Annotated in this window: 20 protein-coding genes; 13 read left to right on the forward strand and 7 right to left on the reverse strand. The window is 68.4% G+C overall.

Features of this window, described 5'->3' with window-relative positions; genetic code table 11:
• Window positions 1-156: 156 nt before the first annotated feature.
• From gnd to AB0N05_RS18595, 4 genes are all read left to right on the forward strand, one after another.
• Complete coding sequence (gene gnd, locus AB0N05_RS18580) at window positions 157-1,185, forward strand: phosphogluconate dehydrogenase (NAD(+)-dependent, decarboxylating) (protein WP_364695190.1); 1,029 nt, start codon at window positions 157-159, stop codon at window positions 1,183-1,185.
• A 167-nt stretch (window positions 1,186-1,352) separates the two neighbouring features.
• Window positions 1,353-2,513 (forward strand): glycoside hydrolase family 3 N-terminal domain-containing protein, encoded by a 1,161-nt coding sequence (locus tag AB0N05_RS18585; protein WP_364695193.1) that lies wholly within the window; start codon window positions 1,353-1,355, stop codon window positions 2,511-2,513.
• Window positions 2,514-2,614: 101 nt separating this feature from the next.
• On the forward strand, window positions 2,615-3,223 hold the full coding sequence (locus AB0N05_RS18590) for a TetR/AcrR family transcriptional regulator (protein ID WP_364695195.1): 609 nt from the start codon (window positions 2,615-2,617) through the stop codon (window positions 3,221-3,223).
• Window positions 3,224-3,313: 90 nt separating this feature from the next.
• A complete protein-coding gene (locus AB0N05_RS18595; protein ID WP_364695198.1) occupies window positions 3,314-4,759 on the forward strand; it encodes a DUF5685 family protein in 1,446 nt (481 codons plus the stop codon).
• A 223-nt stretch (window positions 4,760-4,982) separates the two neighbouring features.
• Here the strand turns inward: AB0N05_RS18595 and AB0N05_RS18600 are convergent, their stop codons facing one another.
• Window positions 4,983-5,849: a MaoC/PaaZ C-terminal domain-containing protein gene (locus AB0N05_RS18600; RefSeq protein ID WP_364695201.1), complete on the reverse strand. Its 867-nt coding sequence runs from the start codon at window positions 5,847-5,849 to the stop codon at window positions 4,983-4,985.
• Window positions 5,849-7,207, reverse strand: a complete 1,359-nt coding sequence (locus tag AB0N05_RS18605) for a 3-oxoacyl-ACP reductase (protein WP_364695204.1) — start codon at window positions 7,205-7,207, stop codon at window positions 5,849-5,851. The genes AB0N05_RS18600 and AB0N05_RS18605 overlap by 1 nt, the downstream gene beginning before the upstream one ends.
• Before the next feature lie 169 nt (window positions 7,208-7,376).
• On the opposite strand from AB0N05_RS18605, the gene AB0N05_RS18610 reads away from it, so the two are divergent.
• Window positions 7,377-8,699 (forward strand): acetyl-CoA C-acetyltransferase, encoded by a 1,323-nt coding sequence (locus AB0N05_RS18610; protein WP_364695207.1) that lies wholly within the window; start codon window positions 7,377-7,379, stop codon window positions 8,697-8,699.
• Between the two features lie 120 nt (window positions 8,700-8,819).
• Here AB0N05_RS18610 and AB0N05_RS18615 read toward each other — a convergent pair whose 3' ends face one another.
• Together AB0N05_RS18615 and AB0N05_RS18620 are read right to left on the reverse strand one after the other, a co-directional pair.
• On the reverse strand, window positions 8,820-10,172 hold the full coding sequence (locus tag AB0N05_RS18615; RefSeq protein WP_364695210.1) for an ADP-ribosylglycohydrolase family protein: 1,353 nt from the start codon (window positions 10,170-10,172) through the stop codon (window positions 8,820-8,822).
• Window positions 10,173-10,178: 6 nt separating this feature from the next.
• Window positions 10,179-10,625, reverse strand: coding sequence for a hypothetical protein (locus tag AB0N05_RS18620; protein WP_364695213.1), 447 nt, complete (start codon window positions 10,623-10,625; stop codon window positions 10,179-10,181).
• Window positions 10,626-10,857: 232 nt separating this feature from the next.
• On the opposite strand from AB0N05_RS18620, the gene AB0N05_RS18625 reads away from it, so the two are divergent.
• From AB0N05_RS18625 to AB0N05_RS18640, 4 genes are all read left to right on the forward strand, one after another.
• Window positions 10,858-11,343 (forward strand): universal stress protein, encoded by a 486-nt coding sequence (locus AB0N05_RS18625; protein ID WP_364695216.1) that lies wholly within the window; start codon window positions 10,858-10,860, stop codon window positions 11,341-11,343.
• 123 nt (window positions 11,344-11,466) lie between these two features.
• Window positions 11,467-12,558, forward strand: coding sequence for an isochorismate synthase (locus AB0N05_RS18630; protein WP_364695219.1), 1,092 nt, complete (start codon window positions 11,467-11,469; stop codon window positions 12,556-12,558).
• Between the two features lie 123 nt (window positions 12,559-12,681).
• Window positions 12,682-12,852: a DUF2613 domain-containing protein gene (locus AB0N05_RS18635; RefSeq protein ID WP_364695222.1), complete on the forward strand. Its 171-nt coding sequence runs from the start codon at window positions 12,682-12,684 to the stop codon at window positions 12,850-12,852.
• A gap of 88 nt (window positions 12,853-12,940) precedes the next feature.
• Entirely contained in the window at window positions 12,941-17,602 is a 4,662-nt protein-coding gene (locus AB0N05_RS18640; protein WP_364696461.1) for an alpha-(1->3)-arabinofuranosyltransferase, read from the forward strand.
• A gap of 3 nt (window positions 17,603-17,605) precedes the next feature.
• On the opposite strand, the gene AB0N05_RS18645 is transcribed toward AB0N05_RS18640, so the two are convergent.
• Complete coding sequence (locus AB0N05_RS18645) at window positions 17,606-18,790, reverse strand: acyltransferase (RefSeq protein WP_364695224.1); 1,185 nt, start codon at window positions 18,788-18,790, stop codon at window positions 17,606-17,608.
• 188 nt (window positions 18,791-18,978) lie between these two features.
• Here AB0N05_RS18645 and AB0N05_RS18650 point away from each other — a divergent pair, with 188 nt between their 5' ends.
• The 3 genes from AB0N05_RS18650 (at window position 18,979) to AB0N05_RS18660 (ending at window position 23,963) form a co-directional block, all read left to right on the forward strand.
• Window positions 18,979-20,136 (forward strand): DUF3068 domain-containing protein, encoded by a 1,158-nt coding sequence (locus tag AB0N05_RS18650; RefSeq protein WP_364695227.1) that lies wholly within the window; start codon window positions 18,979-18,981, stop codon window positions 20,134-20,136.
• A gap of 362 nt (window positions 20,137-20,498) precedes the next feature.
• Entirely contained in the window at window positions 20,499-21,683 is a 1,185-nt protein-coding gene (locus tag AB0N05_RS18655; protein WP_364696464.1) for a polysaccharide biosynthesis protein, read from the forward strand.
• A gap of 9 nt (window positions 21,684-21,692) precedes the next feature.
• Window positions 21,693-23,963, forward strand: coding sequence for a hypothetical protein (locus AB0N05_RS18660; RefSeq protein WP_364695230.1), 2,271 nt, complete (start codon window positions 21,693-21,695; stop codon window positions 23,961-23,963).
• A gap of 26 nt (window positions 23,964-23,989) precedes the next feature.
• Here AB0N05_RS18660 and AB0N05_RS18665 read toward each other — a convergent pair whose 3' ends face one another.
• On the reverse strand, window positions 23,990-25,165 hold the full coding sequence (locus AB0N05_RS18665) for a glycosyltransferase family 4 protein (RefSeq protein ID WP_364695232.1): 1,176 nt from the start codon (window positions 25,163-25,165) through the stop codon (window positions 23,990-23,992).
• Window positions 25,166-25,600: 435 nt separating this feature from the next.
• Here AB0N05_RS18665 and AB0N05_RS18670 point away from each other — a divergent pair, with 435 nt between their 5' ends.
• Window positions 25,601-26,413, forward strand: coding sequence for a class I SAM-dependent methyltransferase (locus AB0N05_RS18670; RefSeq protein WP_364696467.1), 813 nt, complete (start codon window positions 25,601-25,603; stop codon window positions 26,411-26,413).
• On the opposite strand, the gene AB0N05_RS18675 is transcribed toward AB0N05_RS18670, so the two are convergent.
• On the reverse strand, window positions 26,375-26,677 hold the full coding sequence (locus AB0N05_RS18675; RefSeq protein WP_364695235.1) for a hypothetical protein: 303 nt from the start codon (window positions 26,675-26,677) through the stop codon (window positions 26,375-26,377). The genes AB0N05_RS18670 and AB0N05_RS18675 overlap by 39 nt on opposite strands.
• Window positions 26,678-26,734 lie beyond the last annotated feature (57 nt).

The raw sequence follows: 26,734 nt of genomic DNA on the forward strand, positions 1-26,734 counted from the left end.
GCGTTACACACCCGCCACACCAACCCGGAAAAATTTCCATTCGGCTACAACTGGGACAATCGAGACGGTCGCGGTTCGAGCATGCCGACTCGTCGCCTACTGGTACTGGACTCGGACTCACAAGAGGAACTCTCAGGACGACTCAGAGGAGATCAGATGCAGCTCGGAATGATCGGGCTCGGCCGGATGGGCGCCAATATCGTGCGTCGCATTGTCAAGGACGGGCACACCGCGGTCGGCTTCGAACGCCACGCCTCCACCATCGATCAACTCGGCGCGGAACTCGGTGACAGCTTCGCCGGTACCACCGACCTCCCCAAATTCGTGGCCATGCTGGAAACGCCCCGCGTGGTGTGGGTCATGATCCCGGCGGGCGCGACCGGCGCGGTCATCGACCAGCTGGCCGACGTACTCGAACCCGGCGACATCATCATCGACGGCGGCAACAGCCGCTACCACGAGGACATCAAGCGGGCGGAGGCCTTGCAGCCCAAGGGCATTCACTATGTCGACATCGGCACCTCCGGCGGCGTGTTCGGCCTGGACCGCGGCTTCTGCCTGATGATCGGCGGCGAACCCGCCACCGTCGCGTACCTGGACCCGCTGCTGAAATCCATCGCGCCCGGAGTCGACGCCGCGCCCCGCACCCCAGGCCGCACCGGTGAACCCTCCCAGGCCGAGCAGGGCTACCTGCACTGCGGCGCGGCCGGTGCCGGGCACTTCGTGAAAATGGTGCACAACGGCATCGAATATGGCGCGATGGCCGCCTACGCCGAGGGCATGAACATCCTGCAGCGCGCCGATATCGGCACCGAGACCGATACGGAGCACTCCGCCGAGGTCACTCCCCTCGAACACCCCGAGTACTACCAATACGACATCGACATCCCCGAGGTCACCGAGGTGTGGCGGCGCGGCTCGGTGGTCGCGTCCTGGCTGCTGGATCTCACCGCCGCCGCCCTGTACGCCGATCCCAATCTGGATTCCTTCGGTGGCCGGGTCTCCGACTCCGGTGAGGGCCGCTGGACCCTCGATGCCGCCATCGATGAGGGCGTCCCCGCGCCCGTCCTCGCCGCGTCCCTGTTCCAGCGCTTCTCTTCTCGCGGCGAATCCCTCTACGCGGACAAGGTGCTGTCGGCCATGCGCCAGGCGTTCGGCGGCCATCACGAGCTACCCAAGCAGTAACTGTGCCTTGGCAATTGCGGCTTCCGGTGCGAAGAACCGGGAGCCGCTTGCCGTTTCGCGAGGATTGCCCTGTTGCGCGAGGCAGCTGCCCGGCGACCCGCCGCCGCGGGGGTGCGAGGCCGGTGTCGCAGTAGGCGGGACGCGCACCGGCGGCTACCGTCGGATTCATGCGCCTTGCTCCGGGGATCGTCCTCGCTATGACCGCTGTCGTGCTGACCGCTTGTTCGGGAGGCGGCGGGACGTCGAACGAATCGGCATCGAGCACTACGGAATCCAGCGGCACCACCGCCGCCCCGACCACCACGCCGGGACCACAGAATTGCGCGGCGGGGTATCTGTCGCAGTTCAGTACGCGCCAGAAGCTGGCGCAATTGCTGACGGTCGGCGTCACCGGGGAGGCGGATGCCGAGAATGTGGTGAAGACCGAGCAGGTCGGCGGCATTTTCGTGGGCGGCTGGACCGATAAGGCGCTGCTGGCGCAGCATCAGATCGACAAGGTGCAGAAGGCTTCACGGACTCCCCTGATGGTGACCATCGACGAGGAGGGCGGTCGCGTCTCGCGGGTGAAGGACCTGATCGGCATCGCACCGTCGGCGCGGGAGACCGTGCGCGAGATGAGCGCGGAGCAGTTCTACCAGTTCAGCCTGGACCGGGCGCAGAAGTTGAAGGCGCTCGGCATCACCGTGGATTTCGCGCCCGACGTGGATGTCAGCAGCCAGCCGGATGATTCGGTGATCGGTGACCGGTCCTTCTCCGACAATCCGAGCGTGGTGGTGGATTACGCGGGGGCCTACATTCGCGCACTGAAGGAGGCGGGCGTCGGCACGGTCATGAAGCATTTCCCGGGTCACGGATCCGGTTCTGGCGATTCGCACACCGGTGCGGTGCAGACGCCTCCGCTCGATCAGCTGCAGGATAAGGATCTGGTGCCGTTCCGCACGCTGATCGGCTCCGGGGCGGCGGTCATGGTCGGGCATCTGGACGTGCCCGGGCTCACCACGCCGGGCGTTCCGGCCAGCATCAGCCCGGAGGTGATGAACCTGCTGAGGCAGGGCACTGGCTACGATGCGGCACCCTTCGATGGTGTGATCTTCACCGATGACCTGGGCGGCATGGCGGCCATCACCAATCGCATGAGCATCGAGGAGGCGGTGGAACACGCCCTGGTCGCGGGGGCCGACAATGCCCTGTGGATCACCACCGACGCGGTGCCGCAGGTGCTCGATCGGCTCGAGGACGCGGTCAAGAACGGGCGTCTGAAGGCGGACCAAGTGGATGCCTCGGTGTTGCGCATGGCAAAGTTCAAGGGCACCGCACCGCAATGCTGAGTCCGCTGTGAGTCCCCTGGTCGGCGAATCACCGGCAATTCACGTTCGCGGAACTTACCTTGGAGTAAGATAGGGGCTTCGAACTTGTCCTAGGAGAGTGAATGGCTGGCGGAACGAAACGGCTTCCTCGCGCGGTGCGCGAGCAGCAGATGCTCGACGCCGCCGTGGAGGTCTTCTCGCGCAAGGGTTATCACGACACCTCCATGGACGCGATCGCCGCCGAGGCGAAGATCTCCAAGCCGATGCTCTACCTCTACTACGGCTCCAAGGACGAACTGTTCCGCGCGTGCATCCACCGCGAGAGCATGCGCTTCATCGAGGCCGTCGCGGTTGCCGGAAACCCGAAGCTGACCCCGCACGAACAACTTCGCGCGGGCCTCGAGGCCTTCCTGTCGTATGTGGATCAGAACCGGCTCTCCTGGCAGGTCCTCTACCGGCAGGCACTCGCCCAGCAACCCTTCGCGTCGGAGATCTCCAACAGCCGCGACCGGGTCATCGAACTCACCGCCAAGTTGCTCGAATCCAGCGCCAAGTACGCCGAGCCCGGCACCAATTTCGAGGTGGTGTCGGTGGCCGTGATCGGTGCGGGCGAGGCCATTGCCGACCGGGTCGCCAATGGCACGGTGGAGATGGGGCAGGCCGTCGACCTGCTGGACAATCTGGCCTGGCGCGGCCTGTCCGGCAATAAGAAGAAGGCCGAACAAGCCTGAGTTGCCCCGGCGGGCGCGGCCTGCCAGAGTTCGCTCCGATCATGTTGTAGGACCGACTGGTTCATCGGCCGGGGGATCGGGGAGCACGCATTGTTTGGACTGCTGAAGCCCTGCGCGCACAGCGCTGCCAAGTACGGGATCGATGCCACCACCTGGCAAACCCATATGTGCGGTCTCTGCCTAGGCCTCCGCGATGGGCACGGTCAGCTCGCCCGCGCCGCCACCAATACCGACGCCCTCCTGCTCGGGGTTCTCACCGAAGCCCAGCAGTCCGGTCCCGCCGCTCGCGCCACCGCCGGACCCTGCCCGCTGCGCGGCATGCGCCGCGCCGAGGTCGCTCCGTCGAATTCCCCCGGCGTCCAACTCGCCGCCACAGCCTCACTCCTTTTGGGCGCGGCCAAGATTCGCGACCACATCGAAGACGGCGATACCCGCCGCCTCGCCCAACGGCCCCTCGGCCGCGTCTCGACCCGCTGGCACACCCGGGCCCGGGCCGCCGCGACCCCCATCGGCCTCGATATCGGGCCCCTCATCGCCGCAATCGAATCCCAGGCCCCGCTCGAGCACGCCGTCGCCACTCGCGGCCTGACCACGGCGGTGCCCAGCAACGCGCCCGACCGGACCGCCCCCATATCAGCTGTGGGCGTGGATATCCGCCCCGACGGCCTCGGAGGCGGGGCGCAGGACTCGAGCTCGGGGAAATGGCTCTCCCACAGTGATCCAGACGCCCTCGCACAACTCGACCGCCGAGAGTTGCTGGACGCGCTGACCGCTCCTACGCAGCTGTGCGCGGCGGAATTGTTCGCGCACACCGCCGTTCTCGCCGACCGCCCCGAGAATTTGGCCGCATTGCGGGAAGCCGGTTGGTATTTCGGCCGCATCGCCCACCTCGCCGACGCGATCGAAGACCTGGACGACGACCGTGCGAGCGGCAGATTCAACCCTCTGGCCGCCACCGGCACCGCCCCCGAGGAAGCGCACTCACTACTGCGCGAATCGAATTCACTCCTCCGGGCCGCCCTGGTCCGAGCCGGACTGGACGCCACCCCTACCGTCCGCTGGATGCTGTTGGATCCGCTCAGTGGCGTCATCCGCAAGCTCGGCCGCGCCGCTGGAGTTATCCACGCCTGCACAACGCGCGCCTGTGGATCACGCCCATCGACGGTCAACCACTCCACGCCGAACCTGGAAACCTCTGCGGGCGAGGCGGGTTCCACGCGCTGGTTCAAATCCGTGGTGCCATTGAACGCCGTCCACACCCCGAGCATCAATGGGATGCACGGGGTCGAACCGCCCCGGACGCCGTTCCGCCGCCCCGGTTTCTGGGAGGGCATCGGCATCGTCGCCACGCAGTACTGCACGGGCTACGCCTGCTGCGCCGACCACACCCGCCCCTGCACCGGTGAGCGCAAGGAATCCTGGCACAAGCGCGACCTGTGCGACTGCACCGACTGCTGCGACTGCGGTGACTGCTGCAATTGCTGTAGCTGCGGCGATTGCGACTGTGATTGCGGCTGCTGTGATTGCAGCTGCTGAGCCCAACCTCCGCTGAGCCTGGCTGCCGCTGAAAACGTCAGAGCCGCACTCCGATCCGTTCCGAATGTAGAAACCCCTGCGTGGCGACATTCGGTGTGGATCGGGGTGCGGCTCTCGTCCCGCCCCGGTGGGGGCCGAAGGTGCAGACCTTACCTGGGGTGGTCTGCCGGTGCGGTGGTTCGGAAACCACCGCGGGTCGGCCCCGGCTTGTGGGTGTTCCGCGTCAGCGGAGGGTGGCGGTCAGGTGCGGGTAGCCCTTCTTGGGGTTCTTGAGGGACAGATCCCAGCCGCCCGCGACCTGGTCCGCGTAGACATTGACCGTGGACGGCAGGAAGATCGGCTTGCCGAATTTGACCGCGTAGGTGGTCTTTTCGGGGATGCGGCCCTCGATCGCGCCGAGGATGGCCGCGGCCGACCACATGCCGTGGGCGATCGGCTTGGGGAAGCCGAGGGCCTTCGCGCCGAGCGCGGACATGTGGATGGGGTTGCGGTCACCCGACGCGGCGGCGTAGCGGTGGATCATGGCCTGATCCACGCGCAGCTGCCGCAGCGGTGCGGGCGGCACCTCGTCCGGCTTGGGTTCCGGCTTGGGACCGCCCGAGAGGGAGGTCTTCTGCTGGTGCAGGAAGGTGGTGACCTGCCGCCACACCAGTTCCCGGCCGACATTGACCTCGCTGATGCAGTCCACCAGCAGGCCCTTGGGGTGCTCGCGGAGGTTCTCCACGTGGGTCTTGATATCGAGCGGCTCGGACACCGAGATCTCGCGGGTGCGCTCGATCAGGTTCTCCGCGTGCACCGCGCCGACCGCCACGAACGGGAAGTCACGCTGCACCACGAGGGCCATGGCCAGCGGGAAGGTGAGCACGAACGGGTAGGTCAGCGGAAGTGCGTCACCGAAGCGCAGCCCGGTGGCGTGGCAGTACGCCGCCAGATGGTCCGGGTCGACCTTGAAGCCATTGAGCTCGACCGTGCGGTCCGGAACCTTGGAGCTGCGGTTCGAAATCCCCGGCAGCGGAAGGGCTCCCAGTGCGGCCTTGAGGTACAGGCCACCCGCCTTGGGCACCTCGTTCAGCGTGATGTTCTGGCTCATTACGCTCCGATCAGCGACTGGCCGCAGACGCGAACGATATTGCCGGACACCGCGTTCGACGCCGGGGAGGCGAAGTAGGCGATGGTCTCGGCGACGTCGATGGTCTGGCCGCCCTGCAGCAGCGAGCTCATGAGGCGACCGGCCTCACGGGTGGTCAGCGGGATGGCGGCGGTCATGGCCGTCTCGATGAAGCCCGGCGCGACGGCATTGATGGTGATGCCCTTTTCGGCCAGCTTCGGGGCCTCGGCGTTCACCATGCCGATCACACCGGCCTTGGAGGCGCCGTAGTTGGTCTGGCCGCGGTTGCCCGCGATGCCCGCGATGGAGGACACGTCGATGACGCGGCCACCCTCCTTGAGCGCACCCTTGGCGACGAGGCCTTCGGTAATGCGGTGCGGCGCAGCCAGATTCACATTGATGACCGAGTTCCAGCGACCCTCGTCCATATTGGCGAGCAGCTTGTCGCGGGTGATGCCCGCATTGTGGACCACGATGTCGATGCCGCCGAAACGCTCGGTGGCGAAGGCGGCCAGCTTCTCGGCGGCGTCGGGGGCGGTGACGTCCAGGGCCAGGGCGGTCGCGCCGACCTTGTTGGCGGTCTCGGACAGCGCCTCACCGGCGGCGGGGATATCGGCGACGATGACGGTCGCGCCGTCGCGGGCGAACACCTCGGCAATGGTGGCGCCGATGCCGCGGGCGGCGCCGGTGACCACGGCGACCTTGCCCGCGAGGGGCTTGTCCCAGCTGGCGGGGGCGGTGGAGTCGACCTTGCCGACGCGGAACACCTGGCCGTCGACGAAGGCCGACTTGCCGGAGAGGAGGAAACGCAGGGTGGACTCCAGGCCGGTGGCGGCCGCGGCGGCCTCCGGGTGCAGGTAGACCAGGTTGGCGGTGGCGCCGCGCAGCAGTTCCTTGCCGACCGAGCGGGTGAAGCCCTCGAGCGCGCGCTGGGCGATCTGCTCGTCGACGGACGCGGTCAGTTCGGGCGTGGTGCCGACGACCAGGATGCGACCGGAGGCGGCGACGCTGCGCATGGCGGGCTGGAAGAACTCGAACAGCTGCTGGAGCTCTTCGATGGTGCGGAGCCCGGTGGCGTCGAAGACGAGCGCGCCGACCTTCACCCCCTGGGTGACGGAATCCGCGAAGGTGTACTCCGGCAGCAGGTTACGCACGGCGTCGGCGACGCGGCCCTTGCCACCCACAAGTACCGGGCCCGGCAGTGCGGGCTGACCGGCGACGTAGCGGCGCAGGTTCTCCGGCTGCGGCAGGCCGAGCTTGCCGGCCAGGAAGGCGCCGGGGGCGGAGTGGATGAAAGATCCGTACAGGTTGGGAGCGCCCTTGCTCTTGCTGGCTGCCACTGTTCCTACCTTCTCTTGTCTCAGGCCCCGAGGGCGGTCTTGCGCACATATGCGGGGTACGGTGTCGACAAATGAACTTACTCCAGAGTAAGTTTAATGTAAACCGACCAGCGCCGGTCCCGCCGGATCGAGCGTGCCGGACATCCCCGACGAGACACTGGAGACTCGAGTGACCACCAAAGCCCGTTCGGCGAAGCCCGCGGCCAAGACTGCCAAAACGGCCCGCCCCGTTGCGATCCTCGGCGGCAACCGGATTCCGTTCGCCCGCTCCGACGGCAAGTACGCGCACGCCTCCAACCAGGATATGTTCACCGCCGCGCTGAACGGCCTGGTCAGCCGTTTCGGTCTGCAGGGTGAGCGGCTGGGCATGGTCGTCGGTGGCGCGGTGCTCAAGCGCGTCGGCGAGCACGGCATGATCCGCGAGAGCGTGCTCGGCTCGACCCTCTCCCCCTACACCCCGGCCCATGACCTGCAGCTCGCCTGCGGCACCGGCCTGCAGGCCATCCAGACCGTGGCCGACGGCATCGCGCTGGGCCGCTTGGAGTCCGGTGTGGGTGGCGGCACCGACACCACCTCCGACGCGCCGATCGGCGTCAGCGAGTCCATGCGTGAGTGGATGCTGGACGCCAACCGCGCCAAGAACAATAAGGACTACGCCAAGCTGGTCGGCCGCCTGCGTCCGTCCATGGTCGGCATCGAGATCCCGCGCAATGCCGAACCGCGCACCGGCCTGTCGATGGGCGAGCACGCCGCCATCACCGCCAAGGAATTCGGCATCGCCCGTGAGGCGCAGGACGAGCTGGCCTACCTGTCGCACCGGAATATGGCCGCCGCCTACGACCGTGGCTTCTTCGACGACCTGATCACCCCGTTCCTCGGGCTGACCCGCGACGACAACCTGCGCCCGGGCTCGACCATCGAGAAGCTGTCGACCCTCAAGCCGGTCTTCGGCGTCAAGCTGGGCGATGCCACCATGACCGCGGGCAACTCCACCCCGCTCACCGACGGCGCGTCCGCGGTGCTGCTGTCCACCGACGAGTGGGCCGCCGCGCGCAACCTGTCGCCGCTTGCCTACCTGGTGGACTCCGAGGTCGCCGCGGTCGATTACATCCACGGCCCGGACGGCCTGCTCATGGCCCCCACCTACGCCGTGCCGCGCATGCTGGCCCGTAATGGCCTGACGCTGCAGGACTTCGACTACTACGAGATCCACGAGGCCTTCGCCTCCGTCGTGCTCGCCACCCTGCAGGGCTGGGAAGACGACCAGTACTGCAAGGAGCGCCTCGGCCTGGACGGCGCGCTGGGTCCGATCGACCGCAGCAAGCTGAACGTGAACGGCTCCTCCCTCGCGGCGGGCCACCCGTTCGCCGCCACCGGTGGCCGCATCATCGCCTCCACCGCGAAGATGCTGGCGGAGAAGGGCGGCGGCCGCGCCCTCGTCTCCATCTGCGCCGCGGGCGGTCAGGGTGTAGTCGCGATCGTCGAGCGCTAGACTCCGAATCCCCAGCCCCTGCAAGGGCATTCGCGCCGGTAGGTCGGCGCGACGAGGACGAGGAAGAGGGCGGTGTCCCGGTTCATCGAACCGGGACACCGCCCTTCGTCGTTTCCGGAACTACTCGGCCAGTGCGACGGTGCGGCGGGCCAGGCCGGAGATGTGGTTTTCCGGGTAGCCGGAGACGGCGCTGCGCAGGCGATCGTGAAATGGGGCCGTCCAGTGGTCGGGGATGGCTGTCGCGCCGGTCAGGACGCCCATGACCGAGCCTGCCGTCGCGCCATTGGAGTCGGTGTCCCAGCCGCCCTGGACGGTGAGGGCGATGGTTTTGGTGAAATCGGCTTCGCCCCAGAGCAATCCGGCCGTGATGAGGCAGGCATTGCCGATGGCGTGGACCCAGTTGTAGTGGGAGTGGCGGGTGCGGATCTCGGCGATCGCCTGATCCCAGGAGAGGTCTTCGCGATGGTTCGCGGTCACCTCGGTCAGGGCGATCGCCAGGCGGGAGCGGTCGGGGATCACCGAGTGGGCGGCGGCCAGGGCTTCGGGCGGGCCAGGGGCGGTGAAGGCCGAGGCGATCAGGGCCGCTGACCATCGGGCTGCCCAGAGGCCGTTGCCTATGTGGGAGATCGAGGCTTCACGGGCGGCCAAGGCGGCGGCGCGGGCGGGGTTGCCGGGGTTGGTGTAGCCGAAGATGTCGGCGCGGATGAGGGCACCTATCCACTCGCGGTAGGGGTTTCGGTAGGTGGCGGTGCGCGGTGGGGTGAAGCCGTCGATGAGATTGCGGTAGGCGACGCGTTCGGCGGTGTAGGTCTGCAGGAAGGGGAGGCGCTCGAGCCAGAGGGCGGAGACGTCGGCGGTGGTGAAGCCGGGGCCGTGCTGTTCCAGGAGGTCCAGGCCGAGGATCGTGTAGTCGAGGTCGTCGTCGCGGGGGCAGCCGTCGATGTGGCCGCGCGTGGATTCCGACCAGCTCCAATGTAATCGGAGGTCTTCGGACGACTGGTCGTGTAAAGGGACGTAGTCGCGCAGGGGGTAGCTGTCGACCGGTTCCAGGTATTCGCGAATCCGATCCGGGGTCCAGACGAAGCCGTTCTCCAGGGGCTTGCCGAGGGTGCATCCCACGCAGCGGCCGAGCCAGCCGCCGTGGATTCGGTCGGAGAGTTCCGCCGGGGAGAGGCGAATACCCGAGCGGGCGGAGGGCGAATCACGTGCTGCGCCTGCGGTATCCGGCTCACGCTCGGCGTCCACCGCTTCGAAGTAGGGCCAGTCGGGCAGGCGCGGCGCGGCCTCGACTCGATCCAGGAGCCGCCAGCAGGCCGCCTCGATCGGCCGGTCGGTGTGCGTGAGGTCGTGGACCTCCTCCCCGAACTCGGCTACCGCATAACCGGATTCACTTCGCTGACACCATTCGTAGTACAGCAGGGCACGCGCATCGGCCTCGTGATGGCCGAAGAAGGTCGTCTCTATCGATCGCACCGAAACTCACAGCACCGCTTGGGTGGCGGCCACGACTTCCGAAAGCAGTGGCAGGGATTCGTCGCGCTGAGGTGCGCGCACCCACCAGCGTCCCTCATGGGTGTGACGGCCGAATCCGGTGGGCAGGATGACATTACTGCGATGTGGTCCGATATCCACGCTATTGCGCTCCAGGGTTTCCAGGCATTCTTCGGAGGGATAGCCGTCGAACACCGCCAGAAAAGTTCGGCGCGGCGGGCGGTCACGCACCAGTACGGGACCGAGCAGGCCGCGCACCGTGAGTTCCCCGGCTATCAAGGCCCCCAGCGGTTCCGGCGTATTCAAGGCGGTGATGGTGTCGTTCAGCGGCAGCACTATGAACCCGGGTGTGGTGACGTGCACATGCGGCAATCCGAACAGGGAGCGGTACACCCGTGCCCACTCCTGAGGTGTCGTCAGCTCGTCCAACCGCACAATCCACCCCTCGTTCGGGCCCAGCTCCAACGACGGCGATGTCGAACGTCGGCGAGACAAACCGACCAATGCCAGTGAAAACCGGTACCGCGCAGAACACCACCTGTTTGGGTAAATCGTTGGCGAACTGTGGAGAACCCGCGACAGGGCCGGAGACGTCAAGTCCGTGTATCGGCCGGATTCCGGGGTAACCTCGAGGAGTCAGACAGGCGTTCCTACCAGGAGGTACGTCATGCCGTGCGATTTGATGCTGATCGCCTACGACGGGTCCGAGAACGCACGCCGGGCGGTGGAATACGCCGGGCGGTTCCTCGCCGCGAACAGGGCCGTGGTCCTCACCGCCTGGGAACCCATGGTGCGCCAGGCCGCGCGCCTGTCCGGGCTGTCCGGGGTGATGCAGCCGGAATGGCAGCTGGACGAGGATATCGAGGACGTCGCCTATGTGGACGCCCGCAATATCAATGCCGAAGGCGTCCGCCTCGCCAAATTGGCCGGTCTCAATGCCGAGGCTCGGACGGTGGAATGCACCACCACCATCTGGAACGCCATTGTCGAAGTGGCGGACGAGCTGGATGTGGACATCATCGTGGCCGGGACTCGCGGCGCGACCGGAATCCGGGCGCTCATGCACTCCAGCGTCGCCGACGCCGTGCTCAAGCACTGTCATCGGCCCGTGCTCATGGTGCCGCCGGGCCGCGAACCCGCGGAAAAACACTGACCGCGCAACAACACTGGGGCCAGCGGTGGATATGAAGGACATGCGCGAGGGTGATCCAGAGCATCTGAGAGTTGCATCGCTCCCCCGTTCCGCCCCCAAGTCGGCGGACTAGGTTCGGGAGACATGGACGGCTTTCTGCTCGCGACTCCCGACGGCGTCGTACGCACCACCGGCACCCGCACGGCGTTCGACAGCGCCCGGGCCGCCGATACGGCGCTGCGCAGCGGTGACGCGGAACTGATCGTCGGCGCGCTGGCGTTCGATCCCCGCCGTCCCGCCGCACTCGTCGCCCCCGAGCAGGCCGAACACACCGCAGGACCGTGGCGTCCGGCGGCGCTCCCGGAACTGCCGGACGTGCGGGTCGTCTCCGAAATGCCCAGCGCGGCAGAACACATCGCGCGCGTCACCAAGCTCGTCGAGCGGCTCGGCGATCCGAAGCAGCCGCTGCGCAAGGTGGTGGCGGCCCGCTCACTGTTCGCCGAGGCGGACGCCCCGCTGGAACCCGAGGTGATCGCCGCGCACCTGGTCACGCGGCATCCCCGGGCCGGTGTGTTCGCCGTAGACCTCACCGCCGCCGGACGCCCCGGTGACACGCTGCTCGGCGCGACTCCGGAAGTGCTGGTCGCCCGGCACGGCGAGAGGATCACCTTGCGCCCGCTCGCGGGCACCGTACCTCGCCTCAGCGATCCCGAAGCGGATGCCGCACAGGCGCGAGAATTGCTGGCCAGCAGCAAGAATCGCGACGAACACGCGTTCGTCATCGACTGGATTCGTGAGCGGCTCACGCCCGTGTGCAGCGAGCTCGCCATCCCCGACGGCCCGGAACTGCTGAGCACCCCCGAGGTGTGGCACCTCGCCACACCTATCACCGGTGTCCTGCGCGATCCGGCCGTCACCGCCCTCGACCTGGCGGTTCTCCTACATCCCACACCCGCCGTCTGCGGCACCCCCACCGCCCTGGCCCTCGACGCCATCCTCGAACTGGAGGAGGACCGCGGCTTCTATGGCGGCGCGGTCGGCTGGTGCGACCACCGCGGCGACGGCGAATGGGTGGTGGCCATTCGATGCGCAGAACTCTCGGCCGACGGCCGGTCCCTGCGCGCCTTCGGCGGTGGCGGGATCGTCGCGGCCTCGGACCCGCGCGCCGAACTCGACGAAACCACCGCCAAGCTGCGCACCTTCCTCGGCGGTTTGCACTGTTCCCTCCCGCGATAGGAAGGCACCGCGCACAACCCGAGCGCGACTACGGGGCATCCGGTATGCGCCTTGCGACCAAACGGGGAGCAACCTGCTAGGTTGGCTCGAGTTACGCATGCGTCGATGTATGGGAGTACCGCGATGAAGTTTGCCGTTCCTGGTGCAGCAAGCGCTGTCGGTGGAGCCCTGGTCGGGCTGGCGGCGGTGCTGGTCATCACGATGGCGGCTTCGCAGGACAAGCGTCCCGATATCGACCGCAGCGGCGACTCCGGATCGTCGCTACTCAACAACGTTGAGTACGGCGCCCGCTGATCGGCTGACCCCCGACCCGCGCCACCCCGAGACCTCGCCGACCGCGACGACCGGTCCGGCCGAGGACCGGTCGCCGAACACCGCACCGCTGGGCCGCCGCTGGCTGCTCGGCACTGTGATCGCCGCATTCCTGCTGACCTTCCTGCAGGCTCCCGGTCGAACCGTCGCGGACACCAAATACGACCTGGCCCAGAATCCGCTCGGATTCCTGGGCCGCGCCGCACACCTGTGGAGCAGCCAAGCCCCGATGGGGCAGGTCCAGAATCAGGCCTACGGGTACTTCTTCCCGCACGGCGCGTTCTTCTCCCTCGGCCACATCCTCGGACTGCCCGCATGGGTGACCCAACGCATCTGGTGGGCATTGCTGCTGCTCGCGGGCTTCTGGGGGATCATTCGCCTCTGCGAAATCCTCGGCATCGGCAGCCGCGGCTCCCGCGTGATCGCGGCCATCGCCTACGCCCTGTCACCCCGCATCCTGACCACCCTCGGCTCGATCTCCTCCGAGACGCTCCCGATGGTCCTCGCACCCTGGGTGCTGCTCGCCCCGGCGGCCCTCGGCATAGCGATCAAGAACCGGCGAGGCGGGACCACCGGTCCCGATACGAGCCGCGAATCCGATTCAGCCGCAGGCGCACAGATGGGCTCGAGCGGTGAGCCCACTCCGGACGCGGGATCGATGTGGCGTGGTGCCGCGACTCCCGCCGGAAGTGCGCTGGCACTGGCGCTGATGGGATCGGTGAATGCGGTTGCCACGGCGGCGGCGTTCCTGCCCGCGGCATTGTGGTGGATTTCGTATAAGCCGAATCGGTTGTGGTGGCGGTTCACTCGGGCGTGGATTCCGCTGCTGATGCTGGGCACCTTCTGGTGGGTGGTGCCACTGCTGTTGCTGGGCAAGGTGAGTCCGCCGTTCCTGGACTTCATCGAGTCGTCGGGGGTGACGACGCAGTGGGCCTCGCTCGCGGAGGTGCTGCGCGGGACCGATAGTTGGACGCCGTTCGTTTCGCCGGAGCGGATCGCGGGGGCGGTGCTGGTCACGCAGCCCGCGGCGGTGCTGGCCACGGGTTTGCTCGCGGCGGCGGGGATGGCCGGGCTGGCCCTGCGATCGATGCCCGCGCGCGGGCGGCTGGTGCTGATTCTCTGCGTCGGACTGGTGGGGATCTGCGCGGGATACGCGGGGCAGTTGGGCGGGCCGTTCGCCGAGCAGGTGCGCATGTTCCTGGACTCCGGGGGCGCGCCGCTGCGGAATGTGCATAAGCTGGAGCCGCTCATCCGGCTGCCGCTGGTGCTCGGGCTGGCGCAGGTGCTGAGCCGGGTGCCGCTGCCCGGCTCGGTGCCGATGCCGGTGTGGCGCAGGGCCTTCGCGCATCCGGAACGCGATCGGATGGTGGCGGTGGGGGCGCTGATCCTGACCGCGCTGACCCTGTCCACCTCGCTGGCCTGGACCGGGAAGCTCGCGCCGCGCGGGGATTACGGGCAGGTGCCCGGATATTGGCAGGACACGGCGGATTGGCTGGCGCACAATGCCGCCGATACGCGGGCGCTGATCGTTCCGGGCGCGCCGTTCGCCAGTCAGGTGTGGGGGCTCACCCGCGATGAGCCCATCCAGGCGCTCGCGAGTACGCCCTGGGCGGTGCGGGATTCGGTGCCGCTCAATCCGCCCGGCGCGATCCGGGCCATGGATTCGGTGCAGCGGCTCATCTCCGATGGGCGGCCGTCGGCGGGTCTGGCGGCGACACTCACCGATCAGGGCATCGGGGTGCTGGTGCTGCGCAATGATCTCGACCCGGAGACCTCGAGGTCCACGCGGCCGATGCTGGCGCATCAGGCCATCGAAGGATCACCGGGACTGACCAAGGTCGCGGAATTCGGTGAACCGGTCGAGACCGGGCAGGTGGAAGGCCTGGTCGCGGATGAGGATCTGCGACCCGACTACCCGGCCATCGAGATCTACCGCGTCTCCGCGCACCCACTCGGTACGCCTGCCGAAGTACGCAGTGGCGCAGGCGCGCCCGGCTCGTTCCCGGGCGCGTACACCGTGCCGCTGGACAGCGTCCCCGTCATTCAGGGCGGGGCCGAGGTGCTGGAACGCCTGCGCCGCGACCCGGCCACGCCGAGTGGGCCGGTGCTCATGGATTCCGATGCCGCACAGGCCGGATTGCCCGTGGATGCCGTGACCGTCACCGACACTCCCATGGATCGGGAATCCGACTTCGGGCGCGTGGACAACCACAATTCGGCGCTGCGCGCACCCGGCGACGCCCGCCGCACCCACAATCTGGTGCCCGATTATCCCGTGCCCGGCGCGCAGCTGGTCGAGGGCGAATGGTCCGGGGCCACCGTCACCGTCTCCAGTTCCGCCGCGGACGCCACCCAGTTGGGCGGGGCCTCGCCCGGCAGCTCCACCACGGCCGTGGTGGACGGTGATCCGGCGACCTCATGGGTCAGCAATGGCACCGAACATGCTGTGGGGCAGTGGCTTCGGCTGGATCTGGACAAGCCGATCAGCTCGGCGGTGCTGCGGCTGACCACCAGCGCGGCGGCCATCGGCAGTCCGGTGAAGTGGCTGGAGGTCGCCACCGCCAAGGGCACCATGGCCGCGCGGATCACCGAACCCGGTACGCCGGTGACGATTTCGCTGCCGCCAGGGAGCACAAACTGGATCAAGATCACCGCTGCGCGCACCGAGAACGGTAGCGCCGGTGGGCAATTCGGCATCAGCGAACTCGCCCTCGACGACTACGCCGACCGTGAGCACCCGCAGCGCGTGGACATCCGGCACCGCACCGTCCTGCCCGCCACCGCGGCGGGCGCACGGGTACAGGGCTGGCGACTCGGCCAGGAATTCCCCGGCCGCAGCGCCTGTTTCGACTCCCCGGACCGGGTGCGATGCAGTAAGGCCCTCGCCCTGTCCGCCGAGGAGCCCGGCCCGTTCGAACGCACCCTGCAGGTGCCGCAGCTCCTCACCGTGACACCGGATCTCATCGTCCGCACCCGACCCGGACCGGCGCTCGAATCCCTGCTCACCGACCCGGCCCGCCCCACCGCGCGCGGCCAGGCCGATACCGCCGACCCGCGCGGCTCGGCCCTCGCCGCCACCGACGGCGACCCCCGAACCTCCTGGACCGCACCCGAAACCACGGTCCGCAACCCCACCGGCGCGAAACCCACCCTCACCATCGAACTGCCCGAACCGACGCTGGTGACCGGGCTCGAGGTGACGCCCTCACGCGGTGACCTCCCCGCCCACCCCACCTCCGTCTCGGTGAATCTCGGTGACGGGCCGCAGGTCCGCGAGGTCGACCCGGAATCCGGCAAGCCCAGCCGCATCGACCTGCACCCCCGCGTCACCGACCGCATCGAGCTCAGCTTGCAAACCTGGGACGGGGTATTGGACCGCACCGCACTGGGTTTCGCGCAGGAACAACCTCCCGGCCTGGCCGAAGTGAACGTCCTCGGCCCGGACTATCCGGCCCCCGCCTCACCCGACCGGCTCATCACCATCGACTGCGCCCACGGCCCCACCATCGCCGCCGCGGGCCGCACCCTGCGCACCACGGTCACCGGCACCGCCGCCGAATTGCGTTCCGACGCACCGCTTCCCGCCCGGATCTGCGCGGCCGAAACCACGCCCGCCGATTCCGCGACCGAATCGGCGGACAGCACGGGAAACACCGGCCCGCACGCCGGAAACAGCACCCCGAGCGGTGGCGCGAACGATGCCTTCACCTTCGACCTGCCGAACGGCCGCGTGGACGTGGTCGCTGCACCCACCGAACTGTTCACCGTGGATGAGCTGCGCCTCGATCGGACCGGGACACCCGCCGGGCGGGCTGCCGCCGGTCCAGGGGGATCGCGCCCCGCTACCGCCGATACCACGCCGGGGGCTACCGGTCCCGGCGCGGCCGGTCTCGGCTCGGGCGAAATCGGCTCCGGCGGTGCGGGTCCCGACCTTGCGAATTCGGAGCCCGGCACGCAACCGAATCAGGTGGACGCCGCGACACAACGGGCAGACGTGCGAGCCGCGCCGGGCACGCGACTGCTGGTGCTGCCACTGAGCACGAATGTCGGGTGGCGGGCCGAGACCGCCGACGGGCACACACTGCGACCCGTGGTGATCAATGGCTGGCAGCAGGCATGGCTGCTGCCGCCGGGCACCCAGGGTCCGATCACCGTCGGATTCCCTGCCGATCGCTGGTACCGGCTGGCCATATTCGGCGGGCTATTGCTCCTGATCCCCCTGATGGGACTGGCCTTCCGGGGCAGCCTGACGCGTCTGTGGCGGACAGTGCGCAAGCCTCGAGGCGGCGGAAGCGGTGCGATCGAAGGCGACTCGGACGGATCCAACCTTCTCGACGCCGCACCTGCCGAGGGAACTACCGGAACGGACGATTCCGGCCTGCTTGCCGCCGCACCCGACGAAGGAACCACCGGCAGTGAGCCGCCGCGAACCTGGCACAGCCGGACCCTCGGCATGGCCGGGCTCACCGTCGCCGCCGGGCTGATCGGTGGGCCCACCGGAATCGTGCTCGCCGCACTAGGACTCGTCGCGGTCCGGTTCCGGGTGTTCGCTTCGCCTCGAATCCTGGTGTGGATCGGGGGCGGCGGGACCGCGCTGTGTGCGGCGGCCTTGTCGACCGGTCCGTGGCGGTCGCCCTACGGGTATATGGGTGGGTCGCTGTGGGCGCAGTTCCCGGCGCTGGTGGCGATTGTCGCGCTGGGTATCGCGGCGCTTCCGGCCCGGCGGCGCTGAGTATCAGCCGAAGCGGCGGCGGGTCCAGACCCGAACCGGTTCCTCGATCAGAGCGAAGCTGGCGGCGGCCAAGGGCAGGGTGAAGGCGACCGTCAGCAGGTAGACGAGGATGAAATGGCCTCGGAACGGGATGATTCCGAAGACCGGGAAAATAATGGACAGTACGGCCAAGTGCCACATGAAGATTCCGTAGGACCAGCGGCCCAGCGTGGCGGCGACGCGGCTCTCCAGCCAGGGATGGCGAATATCGGGGCGCAGCACCAGCGGGGCCAGCAGGCCGAAACCGAGCACCGCGCCCAGCGTCATCTTGATCACGTACTGCCAAGGCTGACCGTGGGTGAGACCGGCCGGACCCGCCAGGTCAGTCGTGGACACCAGCATGGCGATCGCCGCCAAAGGCCACATCAGCCACCGATTTCCGGCCACGCGATGCCAGCGCGGCAGCTCGCGGGACGAGCGCCGCGGATCGATGAGTTCGACCAGTTCGGCCAGCAGCATGCCGGTCGCGAACCACGGGATATAGCCGGGCAGCCAATTGTCGGCATGGATGCCCTCCTGGGTCGGGACGGGCAGGAGGTTCCAGCCCAGGAACACCAGGCCCATACCCAGTACGACGGGCACCCGCCAGTGCGCCCGCGGTCCGCGCAACCACACCAGGCTGAACGCCAGCAGCGGAAGCACCACATAGAAGGCCACTTCCACGGCCAGGCTCCACATTTGGGTGAGGCCGTCGGTCAGCGTGTAGGGCACGTAGATCTGTCCGAAGCCCAGGTTCGCCAGCCACACGCGGAAGCTTGCGGTGTGCGCCGCGTTCGGCAGCAGGATCAGGACCGCGAAGACGACCACCCAATAGGCGGGCAGGATGCGGGCCGCGCGATGCAGGAGATAGCGTCCGGCCCTGGGTGCCATGCCGCGTCCGCGCGCGGCGGCGGCGTGCGGTCGCCACAGCAGGAATCCGGAGAGTGCGAAGAAGACGGCGACCGCCATATCGAATCGCTCCCACACCCGCCCGAGAATGGGGTGCGAGGTCGCGCCGGTCTGGAAGGCAACGTGGGTGATGACCACCCCGAGCGCGGCCAGGGCGCGCATGCCCTCGAGCGCCGGAACGAAGCCGCCCGGGCGGCGTCCGGAACCTTCATCGAGGGTGGTCTCCGGGGTGCCGGAGGGTTTGGGGAGGGTCGCGGTCATCGGGGAACAGTTTGCCTTGTCGACCTCGATGTGAGCACCCCGCGTTTGACTTGCGGGCGTTTCGTCATGTTTTCCGGCCTCGGGGCGACCCCGCGCGGCTTCGGACTGTTAGTGTCGGGGCTCACGAATGCTGTGCGGCGACCACAGCACTCACGGAACGACCTGTTCGGACGACGAGGAGAACCTGCATGGCACTGAGTGCCGGTACCAGACGGACGGTGGCCTGCCTGCTCGTAGGGCTGGGTGCGATGCTGCTCGTCGCCGCCATCCTGATCCCCACCTATACGGTCAGCCGCCTCGCGAAAACACCGTTGGACCTGGAGATCACCACCGTCGCGACCAGCGACCCGAGCAAGCCCAGCGAGGTCTTGGACTCCAAGTCGCTGACCGGCCCCGGCTCGGCCAAGGTGGATCAGAACGTTCAACTCGTCTCGCAGCGCTTCGTCACCATCGAAGATCCGGCGAACGCCTCGGAACTGACGGTTCAGGCCGGTCAGACCCTGCGGCGCATCGATAAGCAGGGCGACACCGGCCTGCTCACCGCCACCATCGACCGGGTGACCCTGGATCGCAAGAACGGTATGCCGGTGGACTCGGTCGACGGCGGCCCCAATGGGTCGATCGCCGTCACCGTGGACAAGAGCGGCCAGTCCGTCATGGACGCCGTGCAGCACACCGGTCTGCAGTACCGCTTCCCGATCGGCACCGAGAAGAAGAACTACCCGTACTTCGATCTCAATGCCCGTAAGACGTTCGATATCAACTACGTCGACGAGTCCGAGATCAACAACCTGAAGGTCTACCACTTCCAGCAGACCATTCCGGCCACCGATCTCTCCACGGTCGCCAACTCGGCCACCAATAAGCTCACCTTCCCGGCCGCCAAGTGGGGCGTGGAAGGCGAGGGCGACATCACCATGGCGCGCTGGTACACCAACACCCGCGACCTGTGGATCGAGCCGGAGACCGGCACGGTCATCAAGGGCGGCGAGCAGCTGCACCTCTACTACGCCCGCCAGGGTGACAAGCCCGAGGTGAACGCCCTGCAGTCCACCCTGGTCTTCGACGAGAACACCATCGAGTCGCAGATCTCCGTGGCCAAGGAGAACATGGACAAGCTGTCCCTGTACGGCCGCACCCTCCCGATCCTGCTCGGCATCATCGGTGCCATCGCCCTGATCGCCGGCGTCGTCATCGGCCTGCTCGGCGGTTCCGGCAATGGCCGCACCCCGGTCCGCCGCGCCGCCCCCGCCGGTGGCCCGGCCCCCGGCGGCCGCGACCCGTTCGCCGACGCCCCCACCGAGCAGTTCAAGACCCAGCAGATCGACATGGACAAGAAACCCTGACGATCCCCAGCTGACTGAGCGGCCCCGCACCTGCGAAAGGTGCGGGGCCGCTCGCATTCCCGGGCCCTGCTATTCGCCGAGGGAGCACTCATGGCGGGAAACGGGCCTATTCATCGCCACAGTTGCTCCCTCACCACTGATAGGCAAGGGCTGATCGGAGCCGGTGCGATCGGGCCGTCGTAGTCGCCTGTCCTCGCGATTCACGAGTGCATGGATCTGCGGGGCCGGGTGTGGGAGCTCGATTCGGGGCGGTGAGGGGTGCGATGGGGGAATGGGCGGGGGTGGGTGGGAGCATTGCGGGCGTGTCCGTTGTACGCCGTCTGCCCGTGGTCGCGGACCTGACGTTGGTTACGGCGGGGGCCATGACGGCGAATGTGGCGGGGTATCTGCTGCAATTGCTGGCCAGTCGATGGCTGGGGGTGGCCGGGTACAGCCCGTTCGCGAGTCTGCTGGCGGTGCAGTTGCTGTGCGCGGTGCCCGCGCTGGCATTGCAGAACGTGGTGGCGCGGGAGGTCGTGCGCGGGGCGAGTGTCGCTGCGGCGCGGGGGCTGGCATTGCGGTGTGCGGGGCTGGTCGCGGTGGTGGCGGTGCCCCTGGTGCCGGTCATCAGTGCGGTGTTCAAGGTGGGGATTGTCGCCTCGGCGGCGGCGCTGTGTGCCGCGCCGATACTGGTGCTGCTGTCGGGTGAGCAGGGAATCCTGCAGGGGCGCAGCCGGTTCCGGGAGCTGGCCATGGTGCTGGGCGGGGCGGGGATCGCCCGGGTGACACCGGCGCTGGTGGTGCTCGCACTGGGTGGGGGGACGGCTCCGGCATTGTGGGCGGCGGCGGCCGGTATCGCGATCGCGGCGATCGCGGCGCGACGGACCGTCGATCGGCTCGAGGCGCATTCGCCGCACGCCGAACGGGAGTACGCGGGCGGGGTCGGGGTGCTGCCGGTATTCCGGGCGGCACAGGTGCAGGCGGCCTTGATGGCCTTGTCCTCGGCGGATCTGCTGGTGGCGCGAATCGTGCTCAGCGAGAACGACGCCGGGCGGTACGCACTGGGCGCGATCGCCGCCAAGATCGCGTTCTGGCTGCCGCAGGCGGTGGGCGTGGTGCTGTATCCACGGATGGCGCAGCCGCAGCATTCCGCGCAGGCGGTGCGGTCCGCGCTGGCGGTACTGCTGTCGATCGGCGCGGTCGCGGTAGTCGGAGCGGCCGTCGCGGCACCGCTCGCGCCATTGTTCGCCGGGCAGGATTACGCGCCGATCGAGGGACTGCTGTGGCTGTTCGCGCTCGACGGGGCGCTGCTGGCAATCCTGCAAGGGGCGCTGCTCTCCGCCATTGCCGCGGATCGCACGGCTCCGGCCACCATCACCTGGCTCGGGCTGGGTGTCGGGGTCGCGGTCATGCTGACCTGCGCGCATTCGGTGACCACGCTGATCATCATCGCGACGGTGACGGTCGCCGTCACCACGCTGGTCATCACGGCCCTGGCGCTGCGCGGTGCGCGGAACGGGAACGAAAGCGATTCGAGGGTCCCCGGTTTCGGGGCGAGCGGAACATAGGGTGCCGGTGTGAACACGCAGGGTCGGGAACGGCGATGGGCCGGACCGGCACCCGTGGGGTACAGCCTGGCGCTGGCCCTGCTGGTGACCGGCCCGCTACTCGGACGCGGCTACCTACTGCTCCGAGATGCGGTCAGCACCCCGCGCTCCTACCTCACCGATTCCGCCCTCGGCCTGGGAGATGCCGCCCCGCGCGCAGTCCCACAGGATGCGTTGATCGCCACCCTGTCACCGCTGATCGACGGCGGCCTCCTCGTGAAAACCATTCTGGTGGCAGCGATCTGGCTGGCAGGCTGGGGCGCGGCTTCCCTCTCCCGCGAACTCCTCGGCGTATCCCTCGGCCCCCAACTGGTCGCCTCGACCGTCGCCATCTGGAACCCCTACGTCGCGGAACGCCTCCTCCAAGGCCATTGGAGCCTCCTCACCGGCTACGCCGCCCTACCCTGGATAGCCCTGCTGGCCAACCGCTTACGCACCACCGCCCACTCCGCGCCCGCCCGTTCCGGCGAGTATGCGCGGCCCCGCCCGGGAACAGCTCGTTCAACCGAATCCACCCTGCCGCAACCGACGCCCGGCACCGTGACCTCCGGCCGCAGGTGGGAGATCTGGGCAGCCCTGGGTGGGTGCCTCGCCGCAGCCGGACTGACGCCGACCGGGTCACTGCTTGCGGGATTCGTAGCCCTGCCACTGGTGGGCCGCCGGAACCTACCGTGGACAGTGGCATTGTGGATCGCGGCATCCGCACCCTGGTTGACCGCGACCATCCTGTCCGGCGCAGGCGCAGAACCCTCCGACCCAGCGGGCATAGCCGCCTTCGCAGCCCGCGCCGAACCCTGGCTCGGAACCCTCTGCAGCCTTGCCGGATTGGGTGGAATCTGGAACAGCACAGCGGTACCCGATTCGCGCACAACCTTTTTCGCGCTCGTCGGTACAGCTCTGCTGCTCGGCCTGGTCGCAACCGGCCTGCGCGCGGTAATCGGGGCTACCGGCAGCGGCGAGGGCCGAGACATCCGCCTCGAATCCGGCAGTGTCGGCGGGCGAGATGGCGGCACCACGACCAGCGACGACGGCGAAACCCGGGACGGCGGTGGCAGCGGCCCCAGCGGTGGAGCAGGCACTGGTAGCGGTGCGCGTGTCGACGAGGATGTGTCTTCGAGCGACTTCACTTCCGGCACAGTCGATGGAGGCGCCCGCCATAGTCGCCGAGTGCTGCTTGCGCTGGCCGTGGTCGCGGTGGTGCTGCCCGCCCTGGGCGCGACGGGGTGGGGGCTTTCGGCCGGGGAATTCCTGGTAACGAAGGTGCCGGGAGCGGGGCTGCTCCGGGATACGCAGAAGTATGTCGCGCTGGCGATGCCCGCGTACGCGCTGTGCGCGGCGGCGGGATGTCGAGCGGTGGCCGACTGGCTCGCAGCCCGAACTCGCGATGACGGCGAAGCTTTGGATACTGCCGTCACCCAGACCGGCGAGCAGCGATCGGCTCCGGAGGCGCGGACCGTCGCCCAGCAGAATGTCGAGCCGGGGGCGAATGCGGCGGCAGGCTGGGTCGCGGCTCGGCCTCGTGATGACAATGCGGGTTCGGATGCCGCCATCGCGCGGACCGGCGAGCGGGAATCGGTCGGGGCGGGGGCGGTTCGAACCGGGGGTGTCGCAGCGGTTTTCATTGTCCTGCTGCTGGTGGCGCTGCCGGATTTGGGGTGGGGGGTTGGGGGTTCGGTTCGGGCGGTGCGGTATCCGGCGGGGTGGGAAGGGGTGGCGGCGGCTGTGGATGGGCCGGGGGATGTGGCCGTGTTGCCGGGTGGGATGTTCAGGAAGTTTCGGTGGGCGGGGAGTGCGCCGGTGTTGGATCCGGCGCCTCGGATGCTGCCGAATGATGTTTTGCAGACTGGGGAATTGCCGGTGCGTGGGGGGAGCGTGTCCGGGGAAGGTGGGCGGGCTCGGGAGGTTGAGCAGGTTTTATTGCGGGGTGGGTCGGCGCAGGAGTTGGCTGACCTCGGAGTTGGTTGGGTGCTGGTCGAGGGTGGGACGCCGGGGCCGGTGGGGGAGTCGAAAAATACTCTGGCGCAGTTGAATTCCGTGTATTCGGGCGGTGACTTGCGGCTGTACCGGGTGCCGGGTGAAGTCGGCGTGCGGGAGGCTTCGGCGGCGGCGCGGTGGGTTTCCGGGGCAGCGCATGCGGTGTGGGCGGGGCTGCTGGGCGGCGGAATCCTTGCGGCGGTCAGTCTTTGGGGAAGCCCAATGCGAAGCCGATGGCGATCAGGATTGCGCTCACCACGGCGATGACGGCGATGATCCACACAAGGGTGAGACTACATTTCGACGGGCGCGCCGGAGACGAGTCCGGAAATTCGCTCTCCGCGGGAGACTGCCGAGAGCACGTCGAAAACGCCGTTTCCGGTTTGCTCCCAAGAGAATTCACGCGCCCGGGCGCGGGCCTTCTCGCCCAGTACGGTGCGGGCTTCCCGGTCGTCGAGTAGATCGCCGACGGCTTCGGTCAATTGCGCGGCGTCGTCGACCAGCACGCCGGTAACGCCGTCCACGATCGAGTCGGTGAGGCCGCGCGAACTGCGATAGCCGACCGTGGGCACGCCGTGCTGCGCCGCCTCGATGACCGCCAGTCCCCAGCCTTCCTTGCGGGAGGGCAGCACATGTACCCAGGCGCGGGCGAGGAGTTCGTGTTTGCGGTGCTCATCGACGTGACCGTGGAAGGTGACGGCATCGGCGATGCCGAGTTCGCGGGCGTGCGTGCGCAGATTGCCCGCCCACCAGCCGTCACCGATGACGTCGAGGTGCAGGCCGGGAATGCGGCCGCGCAGCCCGGCGACGACCGCCATGGCATCCTCGATCTGCTTGTGCGGCACCAGCCGCGACAGCACCACAATGCTCGGATGCGCGGTGCGGGTGGCGTCGTCCCCCGCGGGCAGGTGCGCGGGCACCGGTTCGGCGCCATTGCGCACCACCGCGACTCGCGTCCCGGCCACGCCGAGCACGGCCAACTCCTCCGCCGACGGCAGCGACACCGTCAAATACTGATTGCGCCTGTGCACGAGCGGTGACAGCCGGGATTCGATCCACCACCCGATCCGCCCGACCAGTTTCCCCGCGACCGGCCACTGCTCCCGATGCCCGTGATGCACCAGCACCACCGTCGGCGCGGGCGTGGCCATGCGCGCGAAGAACGGAATCCCATTCTGCGTATCGATCACCGCATCCGGCCGCAGCCCCCGCAAGGGCCCGATCCCGATCCGCCCGAGCAGCATCGCGGCCAGCGCCCGCGGATAAACGGTGTACGGCCCACCCCCGCGACTGATCTCGATCCCGTCGACCGACTCCCGCTCGGCCGCTCCGGGATACCGCGCGGTCCGCAGCGTGACCTTCACACCCCGAGCCGCCAATTGCGCCCCGACCTGCTCCAGATACCGCTCACTTCCCCCACCCTGTGGATGCCCGGTGTCGCGCCAGCACAGCAGCAGCACTTCACGCACGGGCAAATCTCCAAGGTCACGTTTTCAGGGGAGGACAGACAAGTGGGCTCCACAATATAGCCAGAGCCCGCTCCCGGGGCCATCAGCGGTCACACGACCTGTTCTTCCCACCCGCGCCGCATGGCATCACACCTGGTAGCGTCCGGCCACCCATCGACCGATCCACGAGTGCGCTCTTCACTCACCGGGCAACACAGGTGAACAGCGCGATCCGGGTGCCGAGTCGCGATGATCCAGGCCGGAATCTCCTGCGACGCTGCGGTCCGGCCGCGAGGCGGGGTGGGGCCGGACCGCGACGCCGTGCGGGCAGGTAGATGGCAAGCGGGTCGGCCCGACTCGCCGGACCAGGGGTGCGAGGTTGAGAGGCAGGGCCGACCGGGGGTGCCACGGGCGGGTTGCTGTGCGAGACTGGCCGCCGTGTTTCGAGCCGAGTGGATGGGGTTGCGAGCTGCGGGGCGGCGGCCGCGGTTTGCGCGTCGGGCGACTTTGCGGCGATCGCTGCGGTTGCTGGGGAGTTTTCGGTTCGAGCAGACGGATCCGGCCTTGTTCTACGGCGGGGTGGCGGTCGACACCGCTGATCTGGTGAGCGATTTCTATGCGGACCTGACCGGGCAATCGCTGCGCGGGACCATCGTGCTGGATGTGGGTGGCGGGCCGGGGTATTTCGCGGATGAGTTCGGGCGGGTGGGCGCACGGTATGTGCCGGTCGAGCCGGATCCCTCGGAGATGCATGCGGCGGGGTTGCGGGTCGCCGGTTCGGTGCGCGGGTCGGGGATGGCGCTGCCGTTCCGGGACGATGCCGTCGAGGTCTGCATTTCGTCGAATGTGGCCGAACATGTGCCGCGGCCGTGGGTGATGGCCGATGAAATGCTGCGAGTGACCAAACCGGGTGGGCTGATGGTGTTCTCGTACACCGTGTGGCATGGGCCGTTCGGCGGGCATGAGACCGGGCCGTGGCATTACCTGGGCGGGGAGTTCGCGGCGCGGCGGTATCGGCGCAAGCAGGGGAAGGAACCGAAGAATCGGTTCGGGAAGTCACTGTTCGCGGTGCGCGCGGCGGACGGCATGCGCTGGGCGCGCGAGACGCCGGACGCGGTGGAGGTATTGGCGGTGTTTCCGCGGTATCACCCGAGGTGGGCGTGGTGGATGGTGCATGTGCCCGGGTTGCGGGAGCTGCTGGTCAGCAATCTGGTGGTGGTCGCGACGAAGTCAGCGTTCGAGGCGGCCGCGACGCCAGAATCGGCGTAAACCGTCGTGCCTGTCGGGTTCGCCCCAAGGTGACTCCTGGGTTGCCAACCCCACCGTCTCCAGCGCGGTCAGCCCGACCTGACAGGCCAGGGCATTGACCGCAGCTACCGCTTCGGCCGCTTGCAAGGCGGCGGTCGCCTGCTCGGTGGTGAGGGTGCGGCCGGGTAGAAAGGACACCACCCACCCGCCGATGCCCACGCTTTTCGCCTGATGCGGGGTGAGATCGCTGGTCATCAGCGAACACCCGACCACTTGCACCGCCATGACTCCGACTCCCCTGCGCGGTATCGATTCATGTTCCGAGCGAGCTATCCACGATAG

It is taken from the genome of Nocardia sp. NPDC051030, assembly GCF_040683015.1.
GTDB lineage: Bacteria > Actinomycetota > Actinomycetes > Mycobacteriales > Mycobacteriaceae > Nocardia.